General features: G+C 68.3%; 16 protein-coding genes and 1 tRNA gene. 7 read left to right on the top strand and 10 right to left on the bottom strand.

Annotated elements, in window-relative coordinates; translation table 11 throughout:
• Nucleotides 1-663 precede the first annotated feature (663 nt).
• The 4 genes from AC3EO4_RS22810 (at nucleotide 664) to mscL (ending at nucleotide 4,828) form a co-directional block, all read left to right on the top strand.
• Complete coding sequence (locus AC3EO4_RS22810; protein WP_431897644.1) at nucleotides 664-1,905, top strand: IS256 family transposase; 1,242 nt, start codon at nucleotides 664-666, stop codon at nucleotides 1,903-1,905.
• A gap of 598 nt (nucleotides 1,906-2,503) precedes the next feature.
• Nucleotides 2,504-3,310 carry an S-methyl-5'-thioadenosine phosphorylase gene (locus AC3EO4_RS22805; protein WP_431897642.1) on the top strand — a complete coding sequence of 269 codons (807 nt, stop codon included), beginning with the start codon at nucleotides 2,504-2,506 and terminating at the stop codon, nucleotides 3,308-3,310.
• 502 nt (nucleotides 3,311-3,812) lie between these two features.
• On the top strand, nucleotides 3,813-4,406 hold the full coding sequence (gene cpaB, locus AC3EO4_RS22800) for a Flp pilus assembly protein CpaB (protein WP_431897640.1): 594 nt from the start codon (nucleotides 3,813-3,815) through the stop codon (nucleotides 4,404-4,406).
• Between the two features lie 23 nt (nucleotides 4,407-4,429).
• The gene (gene mscL / locus AC3EO4_RS22795) at nucleotides 4,430-4,828 is read left to right on the top strand and encodes a large conductance mechanosensitive channel protein MscL (RefSeq protein WP_431897638.1); all 399 of its coding nucleotides are present in this window, start codon (nucleotides 4,430-4,432) and stop codon (nucleotides 4,826-4,828) included.
• Nucleotides 4,829-4,879: 51 nt separating this feature from the next.
• Here the strand turns inward: mscL and AC3EO4_RS22790 are convergent, their stop codons facing one another.
• The 3 genes from AC3EO4_RS22790 to AC3EO4_RS22780 form a co-directional block, all read right to left on the bottom strand.
• A complete protein-coding gene (locus AC3EO4_RS22790) occupies nucleotides 4,880-5,482 on the bottom strand; it encodes a plasmid pRiA4b ORF-3 family protein (RefSeq protein WP_431897636.1) in 603 nt (200 codons plus the stop codon).
• A 289-nt stretch (nucleotides 5,483-5,771) separates the two neighbouring features.
• A complete protein-coding gene (locus AC3EO4_RS22785; RefSeq protein ID WP_431897634.1) occupies nucleotides 5,772-6,866 on the bottom strand; it encodes a M15 family metallopeptidase in 1,095 nt (364 codons plus the stop codon).
• A gap of 197 nt (nucleotides 6,867-7,063) precedes the next feature.
• Complete coding sequence (locus AC3EO4_RS22780; RefSeq protein WP_431897632.1) at nucleotides 7,064-7,495, bottom strand: hypothetical protein; 432 nt, start codon at nucleotides 7,493-7,495, stop codon at nucleotides 7,064-7,066.
• Between the two features lie 193 nt (nucleotides 7,496-7,688).
• On the opposite strand from AC3EO4_RS22780, the gene AC3EO4_RS22775 reads away from it, so the two are divergent.
• From AC3EO4_RS22775 to AC3EO4_RS22765, 3 genes are all read left to right on the top strand, one after another.
• Nucleotides 7,689-7,761 (top strand) — tRNA-Arg (locus AC3EO4_RS22775).
• Between the two features lie 222 nt (nucleotides 7,762-7,983).
• Nucleotides 7,984-8,637, top strand: a complete 654-nt coding sequence (locus tag AC3EO4_RS22770) for an HAD family hydrolase (protein ID WP_431897630.1) — start codon at nucleotides 7,984-7,986, stop codon at nucleotides 8,635-8,637.
• Between the two features lie 149 nt (nucleotides 8,638-8,786).
• Nucleotides 8,787-9,317: a hypothetical protein gene (locus AC3EO4_RS22765; protein ID WP_431897628.1), complete on the top strand. Its 531-nt coding sequence runs from the start codon at nucleotides 8,787-8,789 to the stop codon at nucleotides 9,315-9,317.
• Between the two features lie 285 nt (nucleotides 9,318-9,602).
• Here AC3EO4_RS22765 and AC3EO4_RS22760 read toward each other — a convergent pair whose 3' ends face one another.
• The 7 genes from AC3EO4_RS22760 to AC3EO4_RS22730 all read right to left on the bottom strand — a co-directional run bounded on the left by AC3EO4_RS22760 (nucleotide 9,603) and on the right by AC3EO4_RS22730 (nucleotide 15,524).
• Entirely contained in the window at nucleotides 9,603-10,964 is a 1,362-nt protein-coding gene (locus AC3EO4_RS22760) for a tyrosine-type recombinase/integrase (RefSeq protein ID WP_431897626.1), read from the bottom strand.
• A gap of 186 nt (nucleotides 10,965-11,150) precedes the next feature.
• Nucleotides 11,151-12,515: a replication initiator gene (locus AC3EO4_RS22755; protein ID WP_431897624.1), complete on the bottom strand. Its 1,365-nt coding sequence runs from the start codon at nucleotides 12,513-12,515 to the stop codon at nucleotides 11,151-11,153.
• A gap of 205 nt (nucleotides 12,516-12,720) precedes the next feature.
• Nucleotides 12,721-12,882, bottom strand: coding sequence for a hypothetical protein (locus AC3EO4_RS22750; protein ID WP_431897622.1), 162 nt, complete (start codon nucleotides 12,880-12,882; stop codon nucleotides 12,721-12,723).
• 13 nt (nucleotides 12,883-12,895) lie between these two features.
• Nucleotides 12,896-13,222, bottom strand: a complete 327-nt coding sequence (locus AC3EO4_RS22745) for a hypothetical protein (RefSeq protein WP_431897620.1) — start codon at nucleotides 13,220-13,222, stop codon at nucleotides 12,896-12,898.
• A 17-nt stretch (nucleotides 13,223-13,239) separates the two neighbouring features.
• Nucleotides 13,240-13,860 (bottom strand): DUF2637 domain-containing protein, encoded by a 621-nt coding sequence (locus AC3EO4_RS22740; protein WP_431897618.1) that lies wholly within the window; start codon nucleotides 13,858-13,860, stop codon nucleotides 13,240-13,242.
• A gap of 22 nt (nucleotides 13,861-13,882) precedes the next feature.
• Complete coding sequence (locus AC3EO4_RS22735) at nucleotides 13,883-15,202, bottom strand: FtsK/SpoIIIE domain-containing protein (RefSeq protein ID WP_431897616.1); 1,320 nt, start codon at nucleotides 15,200-15,202, stop codon at nucleotides 13,883-13,885.
• Entirely contained in the window at nucleotides 15,195-15,524 is a 330-nt protein-coding gene (locus AC3EO4_RS22730; RefSeq protein ID WP_379650394.1) for an SCO3933 family regulatory protein, read from the bottom strand. Before AC3EO4_RS22730 ends, AC3EO4_RS22735 begins: the two co-directional genes overlap by 8 nt.
• Nucleotides 15,525-15,538 lie beyond the last annotated feature (14 nt).

Below are 15,538 nucleotides of genomic sequence, written 5' to 3'. Positions count from 1 at the left end.
GAGGGTTTCATGCGTTGGAGGTTTGACGTCGTCGATCGCCCACAAGTTGTCGGCGCGGGGATTCCACCCCTTGTGACCAGCGCAAGTATCGCGCGACGAGGGAAGCCCCGGCCAACCACTGCCCGCCCCCACAGGCTGCCCGCCCATCGCTCGACACGACGCGCAGGGCGCCCAGTAGGCGCCACCCCAGCCCCGCAATGACACCCGCAGCCACCATCACTCCAGCCGGCACCACACGCAACCAGGCGTCATCATCCAGCCAGCACCACACCCCGCGCGCACCACCACCCCAGCCCGCGATCACACCCCCGCAGGCCTATCACCACACGCGCGCAGACATCATCACCCAGCCGACACCACATCCCGCGAGCACCGTCACCCCAGCGTTCGACCACACCCCCGCAGGCCCAGCGGCCCAGCCAAACCACGCGCGACCAGACGTCATCACCCAGATACACACCCCGCGGGCATCATCACCCCAGCCTGCGACCACACCCCGCCGGCCATCACCACACCGCGGCAGACCCATCACGGTCACGTCCAGGTTGCGTCCACGGACGTGGTGTACGAGTTTTCGCTGGTGACAAGCGTGGCGTCGTGAAATGAGGACGGCCATCGCGTGATCCTTCAGGTTGCGAAACCAAGATCGAAGGAGAGAAAGCGATGGCCGTGCCCAACAGTGTGGACCCCAGCGCCTGGCTGGCGGAGCAGATTCAGCAGCAGGATCCAGATCTGTTGCGATCCATGGTGAAGACCATGGCCGAGACGTTGATGTCGGCCGAGGCCGACGGCCTGTGCGGCGCCGGCTACGGCACCCGCAGCGACGAGCGCACCAACCGCCGCAACGGCTACCGCACCCGTGACTGGGACACCCGCGCGGGCACCGTGGAGCTCGCCATCCCAAAGCTCCGCTCAGGCTCCTACTTCCCCGACTGGCTGCTGGAGCGGCGTCGCCGGGCTGAGCAGGCCCTGATCAGCGTGGTGGCCACCAGCTACCTGCTGGGCGTCTCCACCAGGCGGGTGGACAAGCTGGTCGAGCAGCTCGGCATCAAGAACATCTCCAAGAGCCAGGTCAGCCAGATGGCCAAGGTGCTCGATGAACAGGTGGAGGCATTCCGCACCCGGGCGCTGGATGCCGGGCCGTACGCTTTCGTCTGGCTGGACGCCCTCACCCAAAAGGTCCGCGAAGGCGGCCGGACCATCAACGTGCACGTGCTGGTGGCCACCGCGGTCAACGCCAACGGCAACCGTGAGGTCCTGGGGGTGGAGGTCACCTCGGCCGAGGACGGCGCCGGCTGGCTGGCGTTCCTGCGCGGCCTGGTCGCCCGCGGATTGGGCGGGGTTCAACTGGTCGTCTCCGACGCCCACGCCGGGCTGGTCGAGGCGATCGGCGCCACCTTGCCGGGCGCGTCCTGGCAGCGCTGCCGCACCCACTACCTGCGCAACCTTTTGACGACGGTTCCGAAGTCGGCGCAGCCGTGGGTAGCGACCTTGGTCCGCACCATCTTCGACCAGCCCACCGCCGAGGCGGTGGGCGCTCAGCACACCTGGGTCATCGACGCCTTGGAGGCCAAGTACCCGGCTGCCTGCGAGCACCTGGACGCCGCCCGCGAGGACCTGCTGGCCTTCGCTGTCTTCCCTCGCGAGGTCTGGAAGCAGATCTGGTCGAATAATCCGCAAGAGCGGTTGAATAAGGAGATCCGCCGCCGCACCGACGTGGTCGGGATCTTTCCTGACCGCGCCGCGATCATTCGGCTTGTCGGTGCGGTCTTGGCCGAGCAGACCGATGAGTGGACCGAAGCCCGCCGCTATATGGGCCTGGACATCCTCGCCAAGTGCCGTCTGCGCCTCGTCGTTGGCGACACACCGCAGCACAATCTACTTCCGCAGACACTTACCGCTTAACCTGCAGAAACAGGATCACGCGGAGATCAACTCATACACCACTCCGCTGGACGTGACCCTCGTCCAGCACCACACCCGCACAGAACCATCACCCCAGCCATCACCACGCGCGCACAGCACCATCACCCCAGCCAGCACGCAGACCACCGTCACCCGCGCTACACCATCCGGCACCATGTCCCCCACGGCATCGTCCACGAAGCCCGCTCCAGCACCCCGTCTGCCCCACCGCACCACTGCCTTGTCCGCGCCCGCCCACCTCGCAAGGCGGACCGAACGCCCAGCAACCGTCAAGCGGACCCGCTCCCACCGCCGCCAACCCCACCGGCTGCCTAGCCACCGCCGACGCCGACGCACGTCTGGCGACACCGCCATGGGAGGCCGACCGACCGCACATCTGGCGGCATCGCCTTGAGAGACGGCCTCGCCAGTGGACGGCGCCGACGCGGTCACCACGCCTCGGACCCGTCGCCTCACCCCAGGCCCCGAGCCATCGAAGAGACCCACCCCGCCGAGTTATCCACAACCCCCACCCGTTATCCACAGAACCCGGCTCCACTTGCCCTCCCACCCACCCCTTCCCGCTAATCTCTCGCCCATGGTCACTCGCGCAGACATCGGCGTCATCGGCGGATCGGGGTTCTACTCCCTGCTCGACGACGCCCAGGAAGTCGAGCTCACAACGCCCTACGGTCCGCCGAGCGACGTGGTAACGGTCGGGCGCATCGGCACGCGCTCCGTGGCCTTCATCCCGCGGCACGGCCGCGACCACCGCTACCCGCCGCACCGCATCCCCTACCGCGCCAACCTCTGGGCGCTCCGCTCGCTCGGCGCCCGCCAGGTCCTGGCCCCCAACGCCGTCGGCTCCCTCCAGCTCGAGCACGGCCCCGGCGCCATCGTGGTCCCCGACCAGCTCATCGACCGGACCTCCGGCCGCATTCAGACCTACTACGACGCCGGCGGCGCCGTCCACGTCTCCTTCTCCGACCCCTACTGCCCCGACGGCCGCGCGGTCGCCGTCTCCGCGGCCCGCTCCGGCGGCTGGAACACCGTCGACGGCGGCACCCTCGTCGTCATCGAGGGTCCCCGCTTCTCCACCCGCGCCGAGTCGCAGTGGTTCGCACGCAACGGCTGGACGATCGTCGGCATGACCGGCTTCCCCGAAGCCATCCTGGCCAGGGAGCTCGCCCTCTGCTACACCTCGCTGTCCCTCGTCACCGACCATGACGCGGGCGTGGAGGCGGGCGAAGGAGTCACCCACGACGAGGTGCTCCGCTTCTTCGCCACGAACGTGACCAAGATGCGCACGCTCGTCTCCGACGCCGTGCAGGCCCTCCCCGAGGAGCGCACCTGCTCCTGCGGCTCCGCCCTGGACGGCATCAAGCTCCCCTTCGACCTGCCCTGACCCTGCGCCGGGACCGCAACCCACAAGATCCCGGGGTGCCCAGAGTTCCCGCCCATCCCTCCGCACGCTCCGTGCCCACGGAGCCCTCCCCACGGCGCAGACGGCCGAGCGCGGCATCCCGCTCGGCTGCAGGGTGGTAGTCCGTCGGGAGGGCAGCGGACCCTCAGCCGCGAACCCGCCAGGCCGCCCCGTACAAAGCGCCTCCTGACCGAGCCCGCACGTCATCGCGAATCGCCCTCTGACCGAGCCCGCACGTCATCGCACGTCACCTCCGGAGCAAGCCCGCCTGCCACCACAAACCGCCATCTCGCCGGCGGGCCCGCCATCTCCCCGGCCAGCACACCTGCCATCACCAACCCCCCGGCCAACGGCCGCCATCACGCTCCGCCTCTCAGCCACGAGCGTCTTCCCTCGCGCCCTGTGGTCGCCGTGCAGCGCCTTGGACCCCACCCGCCCCACCCCGTCATCAGATCCCCACTCCACCGATCCCCTGGAGTCACCCATGCGCGCCTGGATCCGCGCCTTCGGGCGGCGACGCCGGCTGATCGCGGCCGCGCTCGCCGCCCTCTCTCTCGCATGCGCGCTCACGGTCCTCCGCCCAGGCCCAGGCCCGACCACCACCGTCCTCGTCGCCGCCAAAGACCTCAAACCTGGCGTCCTCCACGAAGGCGACCTCCACAAGGCCCGGCTCCCCGCGGATGCCGTACCAGACGGCGCCCTGACCACCGGTGCCGTCGGTCGCACCCTCGCCGCCCCCATGCGCCGCGGCGAGCCCCTCACTGACGTACGCCTGCTCAACCCCGCCCTTCTGGCCACCCTCCCGCCGGGTACGGTCGCCATGCCGGTCCGGATCGCCGACGCCGACGCCGTACGCCTGCTCTCCCCTGGCGACGCCATCGGCGTGCTCGCGGCATGGGACACCGGCCAGCCCGCCCAAACCGTGGCAGAGCGGGTCCCGGTCATCACCATCCCCGCAGGAGAGACCGACGGCGGCGCGCTCATCGTGCTCGCGGCCAGCCCCGACCAGGCCAGAATGCTCGCCGCCGCCCAAGCCGGCGGACGCCTCTCAGTGACGATCAATCCGCACTTACAGTGATGAAGCCGATACGATTTGTGACTATGAGTGGATTCAAGAAGTTCCTCGTCCAGGGCAACGTCATCGATCTGGCCGTCGCGGTGGTCATCGGCGCGGCGTTCGGCGCCATCGTCACGTCCTTCGTCGCGGACCTGCTGACTCCCCTGATCTCGGCGTTCGGCGGCCTACCCGACTTCAGCTCCCTGACACTCAAGGTGGGCGAGGCTCAGTTCAGGTACGGCAACTTCCTGAACACGCTGGTGTCCTTCGTCGTCATCGCCGCGGTCGTCTACTTCCTGGTCGTCAGGCCGTACTCCCGCCACAAGGAGCGCGCCGCGGGACGCGAAGAGGTCGCACACCGCGAATGCCCCGAATGCCTGTCCGAGATTCCCAGGGCCGCCTCCCGCTGCTCGCAGTGCTGCGCCGAAGTCGCCCCCGTCTAGTGCAACGCCGCATTGATCCTGCGAGGGGCCTGCGTGGCTCGGGAGGGCCGGTCAGTTCTTGGTGAGGACTGTCGCGAGATGGGACAGCGCGTTGTTGGTGGCGATGAGGTCGAAGGCCGCGGGGTCGAACTGGTCGGCTGACTCCAGGCCCAGCCATTCCAGCCGCTCTTCATGTTCGTCATGGGCGGGGTCGGCAAGGACTTCCAGCAGATCGCCGTATCCCCAGATGCCGCCGCAGTCTTCGGGTGGGCAGGCGCGTCGCCCCGCCAGACACCGAGGGTAGGCGATGCCTGGCTCGGCGGGGATGACAGCCTCGATCTGGAGGGTGTGCTCCCAGTCGTCGCCGAAATCGTAGGTATAGGCCAGGCGGTCCCCAGGTGCAGGGGTGACATGATCAAGGCGCTTGGTGGCTGCGTTGGCGATGCGCAACTCGCGGTCGGCGACTCCATAACGGCCCATGGCGTTCTCGAAGACCCACATGTGGTAGTCCTCCCAGCCGAACGCGGTCTGCAGGACACGGTGCAGGCCCGCCAGCGTGATAGCGGAAGGCACTTCCAGCCGCCGCCAGATGGGCGGCCGGGATCCGGCCAGCGTGACCTTGATTCGATGAGCGGCTGGCGTGCGTGGGGTGCCGGGGCTGCGCTGGGAGGTCATGGACGGCATCTTGCCGCACCACGGTCACGGACATGCCGGACGGCTCGAAATGATCACAATGGTTGACCGAGACATTCCAAGCCCGCCGCGCCCCGACGCGCAGTCCGTTCACCGTGACCTGGCCGGAGCACACGACGCTGGTCCAGATAGCCCGGTCGCGGACTGAGCCGCTGCGGCGCGTTCAACGGGCCAAGGTCGCCCTGGCCGCCGCCGCAGAGAACTCCAACGCCGCCATCACGCGTGAGCTGGGCCTGCATATCGCCAAGAGCACCGACTCCAGGTCCGCCCATCAGGGCAATGAGTCGATCTTCGGGTCGTACTCCCAGTGCCAAGGCTCGTAAGGGTTGCTGTAGGCCCAGTCCGGATGGAACCAGCCATACCGCTTCGAGTTGGCCTCCATCCACCTGAACTGCGCCGTGCCCGCGCTCTGCACCCCACCACACAGGTCCACGGCCATACCGAGCCCGTGGTTGCTCCGCCCCGGCACCGCCGCGAACCCAGGCCTGCGGTAGTAGACCGACTGCTGCTCGGCCAGCGTCCGGTACGCGTCGGTGACGCACATCTGCTGCCCGAACTGCCTCTTGTACGCCTCGTTGAGCGAGACGAAGGCGATGGCCGCGTCCGCCCGCAACAGGTGCCCCCGCTGCTGGATCGGACACAGGATGCTCTTCGGGATGAGCCCGTTGGGATAGTCGGTGGTCGCGTCGATGCGCAGCGGATTGCACGCGAACGCCGCACGACCCACCTTGTCGATCTTGATGCCCATCTTGACCAGGGCCTTGGTCAGCGACTGCACGACCTTGTCCGACCGCTTCGTCAGCGTGGCGACCTCCGCCTCCACCTGAGCGGCGGCCAACAGGTTCGTGGCCCGCATCTCCTGCGCCTCGGCGGCCAGCCGCTGCTTGTCCGCGTAGGCCTTCGAGATCTCGTCCACCTGCAGCTGCCTGGCCTGCGCGAGCACGCTCGCGTCGCTCTGCGAGCGCATCAACGCCATACTCGCGTCCCCGTCCCCGGACAGGAACGGCGCGATGCCGTCCGCCACAGGCTGCTGGTACACCAGCTCCACCAGGTCCGCGATCGGCCGCCGCATCTGCGTCAGCGTCGCCTGGGCCGCCGACAGGTCCTTGAGCTTCTTGTTGAGCTGGTCGTTGGCCGCCTTCAGATCACTGGTCCGCTTGTCGAGCACCTTCTGCGCGGCCGCCAGCTCGTTGGCGGCCTTCTCGGCTTCCTTGCGCAGCGCCGTCAGGTCAGGAGCCGCCGACAGGGAGTCGGCCACCGCGCCGTCTCCGACAGCACCCTCCACCACGCCGCCCCCCACCACCGCCTCGACAACGGCGTCGGGCAGGGGGTCGCCGGCGTGGGCAGGCCCAGCCGAAATCCCCACAAGCACCGAAGAGATCGCCGTGACGACCGCGATCAGACCCACTGATCGAGGGGCTGACACGTTCGATTCCTCCGTTTGCGAACTCGTTACCTGGGTCAGGCACGCACGTTACTACAGCCGTCTCAGTGTCCGGACCGAACTCCCGACAGCCGTTATGCTCCGAACGCGCCATTTACGTATCTTCCAAGCCCGGATTCCTACGCCTGCCTCCGCTGATACTCCTGACAGAGCTCCCACAACCAGGTCTCGGCCCACTCGTCAGGACAGCCGCTCCGCCGTACCGGCTGCTGCCTCGCACGCCGCTCCCGCTCCGGCCGCGGACGCGCCTCCACCGGCCTCCCAACGGCCTCCTCAAGCCGGGGTACGGCAGCAGCCCCCCGCTCCCGCCGTTCCACCCTCAACGGCAACGGCACCAACTCGCGGTACCTCCGGTCAGCGTGCGGCGGCGCGGGCGCGAGCATCGGCGCGAACGCCACCCGCCCGCCACGCCGCTCCGCCACCGCCCGACCACCTGCCTGCCGTTCACTCATCCCGGCGGCACCGACGGCCGCGTCGTACCCCACGAGCTCCCCCGCCAGCAGCCCCCCGGCCAGAATCGCCGGCGCGAGCAACGCCGCGAACAGCGCCACAGGCCGCCCCGCGCCCCGCCTACTTCGTCGCTTGCTGGTCACGAGCGCGACGTTAGCCACGCGGCGTGTCTGATCACGGGACCGCTTGTCATGCCTTTACCGCAGATCAGAGCACCCATGACTGATCCGTCGAAACTTACCTGGGCCTGATGTCACACGCACTGCTCGTCTTTCGCTAGGCTTGGGTGCGTCCGCCTCCGTAGCTCAGGGGATAGAGCACCGCTCTCCTAAAGCGGGTGTCGCATGTTCGAATCATGCCGGGGGCACACAGTTGATCAGCCATTTCGGCACCTGACCTGCGGCTTCTCAGTCGCAGGTCTTTTGCTTGCTAGGCCATTGAGAGCAGCCATATGCAGCGGTAGGTCAGAGACCTGGGGACATGCTGGGGACGATCAAGAAGGCGTTTCCCGACGTCAGGAAGCGATCGCCCCTCGTTCGGCTCGACCGGGCAGGCTGAGCGAGACGGGTTACCCCTACGCTGAAGCGCCATGCAGCGTCTCGCCCTCTTTGACCTCGACAGGACACTCATCGACCTGGACGCCGCGTTCCTGCTGTGGGCCGAGGAGTTCGCCCAGGAACACAAGCTGGGCCGCAGAGCTGTGCGGTGGCTGGTCACCCTGGACCGCAACGGGCTCCCCCACCGAGAGCTGTTCTTCGCCAAGGTGCGCGAGCACTTCAAGCTGTCGACACCAGCGGCTGCCATGTGGAACGCCTATCGGCGCCGCATACCGTACCTCGTGCAGTGTTTCCCCGGAGTAGTCGACGACCTAGGCCAGCTCCGCGCGGACGGGTGGCGAGTCGGGATCGTCACCAACGGCACCGCGGACAACCAAATCGGCAAGATCCAGCAGACCGGGCTCATCGACGTGGTGGACGGCTACGCCCTCTCGGGCGCCGAAGGTGTCCGCAAGCCCGAGACCGGCCTGTTCGAGATCGCCGCGCGGCGATGCGGTGCAACGCTGGCCGAGGGCGGATGGATGGTCGGCGACAACCTCGTCGCCGATATCGATGGAGGCCGGGCGGCAGGGCTAGGCACGATCTGGATCAATCGCGATCCACGGCACGGCCGTGAGCACCGGGCCGACCACATCGCGAACGGCGTTGAAGAGGCCATTCGGCTGATGCGGCTGGGGAGCAGGTAGGTGGCTGTGACCGGAAGTTCTGGCCCCAGTCGAACGAGACCTCTGGCCCTACCTGATGAACCAGGCGGATGTTCGTCAGAATTGACCCACAGACCAGCATTGACGGTGGGGCCGATGTGCTCGGGCCTGGTATCGGGCAAGATCACCCCATGCGCCTGGCTCGCAACCCCCTCGCCCTGCTCTTCTCCGGGGCCATCGGACTCGCCTCGCTCCTGACGCTCTTTGAGGTGAGCACTCCCGGCCTGTCCTACTGGGCATTGCTGCTGGTGCTGTACTGGCTGGCGCTCGCCATCACCTGGTCCGTATTGGTTGCTCTTCGCCCGGGCCGGCGGGCGTGGCCGCCCTGGATGTACGTCCCACTCGTACTGGTGCTGGGCACCGTACTGCTGGTCACGGTCGACGCGCCCCTGCACACGCGCTTCGCACTGTCGGAATCGAGCCTGGAGCGCTACGCCCGGTCGGTGCGCGACGACGACGATGGCCGTGATCGGTGGCGGGGCCTGTATCAGGTGGGCTACACGGAGAAGATCCCGGGAGGAGCGCAGTTCATGGTCACCTCGCTCACGATGAATTGGAAGAGCTACGGCTTCGCCTACATCCCGGATCGGGTACCGGGCCCGGACGAGGTCTGGTACGAGCATTTCAAGGGCCCTTGGTACATCTGGACCGATGGGCCCTGAAGGCCCCGGACGGCTGGGCCGATCAACTCGTTCACCGCGCGCCCTCAAAATCGTTGACTCTTCGGGGCCAGAAGACTCGTTCAAAGCCAGGTAGGGCCGTAGAACCATCCGCCGTGACGATCGCTGACGGTGGCTGATGTCCGTAACCGGTCGGGGCGATCGCCGCCGCAGGACCTCCTTCGTCGGCCCCACGGCATCGGTGACCGTGGCTGACGTTGCCGCGTCCCTCCCGCAGCACAGCAAGAGGCCCCGGTACGTGACCGGGGCCAGATGGACGAGCTTTCGCTACCCGAGGGCGTTATTGATCTTTCCGTTGATGTGGTCTTGCTGGCCGTCAATGCACTTGGCGTAGACGCGGAGCAGGACGTCGACGCTGTGACCAGCGCGCTTGGCTACTTCGGGGGCGGGGACTCCCGCGTTCAGCCAGAGCGAGACGGCAGCGTGCCGAAGGTCGTACGGGCGGGCAGCGAGAGATGAAGCGATCTGAGCCGGAGTCAGGGCGAGCTTGCGAGCTCCCTGCCAGACGTAGGAGTAGGCCGAACTGGAGTAGGAGCCGCCTGTCTCGGTGTGGAAGAGCCTGCCATCTTTGGCGAGGCCATACGCCTCGATGTGCTCGCGAAGGATGGCGACCAGGGCGGGCGGGATAGGGATCTCTCGTGTCTCCTTGTCCGCCCGGTGCTTGAGACGGCGGGATTCGTGGGTCTGGCCGCTGTCGGTCCAGCGCTTAGTACTTTGCGGCCGGGCGCGCTCCAGGACGATCAGGCCCCATCCCGACTCTGGCAGGGTGCAGTTCCTCTCCCTGAGGTCCGCCGCCTCTTCCGGGCGAAGCGCCGCGTAGTACAAGCATGCGAAGAGTGCCTTGAGGCGCGCGCCACGCTTGCGACCGACCTTGGGCGCGGCGTCGAGGAGCTGACGAGCCTGGGCAGGGTTGACGACGGTTCGAGGATCGACAACGGTGACAGCCTTGGGCGGGGTCCACTTGATGCCATCGAGCGGATTACTCTCGAACACCTTCTGTTCCACCGCCTGCTCCAGGAGGTGATGAAGGATCGCCCGCTTGCGCCGCACGGTGTTCGCCCCGGCGGTCTTTCCTGCAAAGGTCTCCGAGATGGCGTGAAGTGCCAGGCGCAGCGTGGACGGCTCCCCCAGCGCCGTCAACGGCAGTGACGCCTTCTCCAACCAGTGCAGGGCCGCGGTCTGCTCGTCGGTGAGCTTCCCCCTCCGTTCCTTGGGGATGAGCGCGTGAGTACGGAGCGCCGCGCGCAGCTCTTCAGCATCGGGCCGCCCTGGAACATCGGCCACCAGTGCGGGCACGAGCGTAAGCATTGCGTAGGCGTCTGTCTCGCGAGTCCGGGCAGCCGACGTGCGCCAGCGCCGCAGGACATAAGCCTGCGCGAACTCCAGGAACGAAGGACCGGTCAGCTCAGGTGCCAGCATCGACACGGGAAGGCCCGTAGCCAGGTCGAATGCTTCTCCGTTCCTTGCCGCTTGTCGAAGGTCGGTCAGGAAGGCATTGGCCAGGCCTTTCGTGCGAAAGCTCTTGCTCTTGGGCTTGCGCGCCACCGTCCAGCGGACGATGAACGCCGCCGTGGGACGGTCGGAACGGTGCTGAATCTCGCCAACCTTCACGTCGTAGGTGGTGTTCATGCAGTCCTCCGCCGAGAGTCGAGCCAGGACACGAGGTCGCTGCGCCAGACGCGCAGTTCGTGGTTCGGGAGCTGGACGCAGACGGGCGCGTTCCCGAGTTCGCGCCAGCGGTAGAAGTGCGGCGAGAGATCCCACCCAACTCGTCGAGGACTTGGGCGACAGTCAGCAGCTCGTCACGACGACTCATCAGGCACCGCCCATATCCGGGAGGCGGGCACCGGTCAGCGCAGCGGCGAGGAGTTGATCCCCGGCTGAGTGGCCCTTGCCCGCGTACTCCCATTCGCTGATCACGAGGACGGTGTCTTCGTCGAAGAGCGGGAGGCGTCCGGTGGTGATCTCGTGGTCGCGGGCGTGGTCTTCGCGGGCGGCGCGGAGTGCGCCGAGGGTGGTGGAGTAGCGGCGGGATCGGGTGGAGAAGTGCCCCTTGAAGCCGAGCATGTGTGCCCACCGGGTGAGGTGGAGGTCGGCCAGGTCCACGATGGCGCCCAGGCGCAGGCATTCGGCGATCAGGCGTTTGGCGTGGTCGCGGAGGTTGAAGGCGTCGAGGTCGTCGAGCGGACTTATCCGACGGTCGAGGGTGCCGACGCACTCAGCCGCCTTGGTGGCGTACTTGGCGATGTAGCCCGCCACGGCCTGTTCGGTGAGGTCGCCGCTCAGGGTGATGGGGCGGATGTCGAGTTGGGCGCCCCACTTGAACAGGCGCGCCGGTTGGTCGTCGACGGCTGGGACCAGGGCGCCGACGACCCGGGCGGCGTGCCGTACGGCTTGCTCCAGTGTGTCGGCGGTGGCCCAGGCCGGGGGCGGTGTGGTGGGGCCGTCGGGTCCGTCGAGGCGGATGACGGCGTGGAAGTGGACGACGCCGCGCCGCTGGTATTCGGCGACCTTGGCGAAGGAGACGGTGAGGTGGTCGCGCAGCTCGCGCAGAGCCAGGCCGCCGAGCTTGGCCAGGTGCCGGCGGAGGGAGTCGGCCAGGCGCTTCCACAGCAGCGGGGCCAGGGCGTTGAACAGGACCGAGCCGGTGTAGTCGTAACAGTCAGGGCAGAGCGGTTCGCCGAGGCCGGGATCATCGGGGCCGTGCTTGGCCGTACAGGACATGACCGTGCCGTGCGGGCAGGTAGGTGCGTTACGGCGGGCGTGGCACGGTCCGGTGTCTCTGCGGGTGTGGACCGCCCCGAAGGACGGGGCGGTAAGGGTGACGAAGAGCGTGGGATGGTCGGTGACGGTCTCGGGGACGCCCTTGCCGCCGATCAGGCCCGCGCGGATGAGGTGGTAGGTGTCGGCGCGGTAGATCTCGGCGCAGGTGGGGCAGCGGGAAGCGCGGCGGGTCTTGCAGGGCAGGCGGAGGACGCCGTCAGGTTCGTGGCGGGTGGTGTAGCGGTGCAGGAGTTGGCCGGTGGCGGCGTCCCAGTGCTCGACCTTGCCGCGCAGGTGGATCGGTTGGCGGCATCCGCCGGTGGCGCGGATCTGGGCGGCCCACCGGTCGTAGTCGGGGGCGTTGAGGCGGGTGATCAAGCCGTTGAGTAGGTGCGCGTTGGTGCGGTTCGTGGGCAAGATAGAGACCTCCTTTCACTCGTTCGGGTGGAGGGATGGCCCCCGACCTGGCAGGCGTCTTGGCGGATGTACGGCCAGGCCGGGGGCGCCGCGCGTTAGGCGCCGTGGTTGTCGATGCCGGTGCCGTGACAGTCGGCGCAGGCCTCGCCCTCGCTGTCGAGGCCGGCCCCGTTGCAGGTGCAGCAGCGGTAGCGCGTCATATGGGTCACCTCCCTTCGCGGGGCGTGGTGTTGACGTAGACCCGCCAGTGATGGGGTTTGGCGCGGTCGGGGTAGGCGCGCGAGACGCCGGAAACGGTGAAGTTCAGGCGAAGCCGGAACAGGGCGTCGATGATCTCGGTGCGGGTGCCGTCGAGGCGGATTCGCATGATCGTTCGCCTGTCAGGTGATCGCGATGTTGTCGCGGTAGCTGTTGCTGGCCTCATGGCGGGCGCGGGCGTTGGCGAGAACGGCGAGCGCCTCGTAGCGGACGGGGCCGAAGCTGAGCGCCGTCTTGTAGTGGCCGAAGGGCAAGTCCTCGGGGTCGATCTCGGTACCGAGGAGAGCGGCAACGTGGTCGATGTCGGCCCGCATCGCCTTGTCGTCGGCCCTGGCCGGGAAGTACTGCACGCTGATGCCATGCCAGGGCAGCGGGACGTCCGGATTGGCCTCGAAGTAGGCCGCAAGGTCACGCAGTCCGGTGATCACAGTGGTTCGGTGGTCGGTCATTGGTGCTCTCCCTTCGGTCAGGCGGTTCGCAGGGTGTGGAGCAGGTCGGAGGCGAGCTGGTTGGAGACGCCCAGGCGGGCGCGGAGGGCGTCGCGGGTAATGGGTCTGCCGTGCCGGGCGTGGTGTTCGTCGGCGACGCGGCGGGCGTAGTCGAGTAGGGCGGGCGCGGGGCCGGCCTCCGGCTCGTCCTCCCGTTCGTCCTCGGTCTCCAGGACGGGCGCGAGTTCTGGGACGGCGAGCGGGGACGGCTCAGGACTGGCGATCATCCGGCGTTCGAGCATGGAGACGGCGATGAGGAAGGCAGCCGCGGGCGTGGCAGCGGTGATCCAGCCCCACACCGTCGGCTCGGCCTGGGCCAGGTTGGCGGCCAGGGACAGGACGATGCCGCCGGACAGGACGAGGACGGGCCAGGTGATCCGGCCCCGCCGTACCCTGCCGGTCGTCTTGTCGCGCTGACGTTCGCGGGCGGCCATGACGCAGGTGAGGTCGATGCAGACGGCCACCGCCCAGGACATCCAGCCGGTCTGGCCGTGGTCGGCGGCGGTGTCGCGGATGTGGGTGAACGATCCGGCACCCGCGATGATGGCCAGGACGACGACCGGGCCGGTGTCGAGCAGCCGGCAGGCGAAGCGTCGCATCGTCACACCCCCTTTCCTGGGTTCAGGCGTTGACGGCTTGTGGAAGGTGGGCGGTGATCTCGTCCCAGCGCGGGGCGAGGTGGGCGTGAGTGCGGGCGGCGTGTTCGGCGGTCTGCTCGCTGACGTGGAAGGAGCGGGCGCGGTACCACTGGCCGTCTTGAGAGGCGACGATGGCGACGCCGGGTGTCTCGGCGGCGATGGCGCGGGCGGAGACGAGGGCGGCGGGGTCGAGGTCGCCGAGGGTCATGTTCGCGGTTTCGGGGTCGTTGACCCGGTGGCAGATGCGGCCCGAGCATTGGGCGCGCAGGGCGGTGACGCCGGGGCCGAGGTCGGAGCCGATCCGTTGGCCGCAGCAGAACAGGTAAATCCCGAAGGCGCGCCCGAGCTGAGCGACCCGCAGGAGGGCCGTCGACGCGCGTGCGATCTCGTCTTTCTCGCTTTTGTCGGCCATCAGGTACAGCTCTGCGAGCTCGTCCACCAGGACCACGATGGGGACGGGCCGGAGGGCAGGCGGGAGTTGCCAGATGTTGCGGGCCTGTGCCTGACGGCACAATCCCATCCGATCGACCATCAGGCCCACGAGGTCATCCAGCAGCGTCACGGACTCTGCGCGGGAGGTGGCCAGGGCCGAGAGCCGGGGCGCGTAGGGAGTGAATTCCACGCCGCCCTTGAGGTCGAAGCCGACCAGCGCCACAGGTTGCGGAGACAGGCCGACGATCAGGGCGTTGGCGAGGTTGGACTTGCCGGATTGTGTCGCTCCCGCGTTGACCCAGTGCGGGACGATCCGGAAGTCGACCACCCATGGCTTGCCGGTCTCCAGCCGTCCCACGGTGACCTTGAGCAGGTCGGGCGAGGGCGGCAGGTAGTCAACTTTGACGAGCGGGTCGCGCATGGTGGCCATGAGGACGACGCGACCGGGCCGGGGTGAGGAGACGCGGACCGCGTGCACGCCCCATGAGTGGGCGAGGCGCTCGGCGGCGTCGGCGTAGTCGCCGGGAATCTGGCCCTCCAGCGTCCACAGCGTGACGCGCCAGCCGTACCGGGTGGGCAGCGGCAGCCACATGAACGGTTTGGTGTCGACGGCGACGCGCTGGAAGCGTCGCCGTACCTTGACCAGGCCGGTGGAGGCGACCGCGCCGGGGGTGAGGGTGAACCACCAGCGTTGCCGCTTCTTGGTCAGCCCGCAGCCCAGCGCCACCCGACGCCAGGATGCCCGGACGGACAGGGCCATGAGCGGGAAGCCGACCGCGAGCCAGAAGGACGGGTAGTGGTAGCGGCGCCAGGCCCACAGCCCGGCCGCCACAGCGGCCAGGACTGTGAGCAGGAGCAGCGGGTCAGGCATTGGCGGCCTCCCGCGCGGGGAGCAGGGCTGAGGCGCGGTAGGCGATGCCCCACCGGCCGGCGATCTCCCAGACGTAGCCGAGCAGGCCGACGGCGGTGACCTGGTCGCCGGTCGTGATGGGCGGTTCGCCAGTGGTGCCGATCTTCACGAGTTCGATGCGGCCGAACTCGTCCTCAACCGAGACGGTGACCTCGAAGACGGTGTTGCCGTTCTTGTCGGTCTTGATCTCTCCGGTGTCGCGGTTGAGAACGCGCGGCTGTGGGGCCTTGACGCAGGTGATGGCGAGCTTGGTGGTGTCCACCGGGATCGGGACAGTACGCATAGGGTCTGGCCTCC

Source organism: Nonomuraea sp. bgisy101, assembly GCF_057708945.1.
Note: the sequence above shows the minus strand (reverse complement) of the source record. Positions and strands in the feature narration are given on the sequence as shown.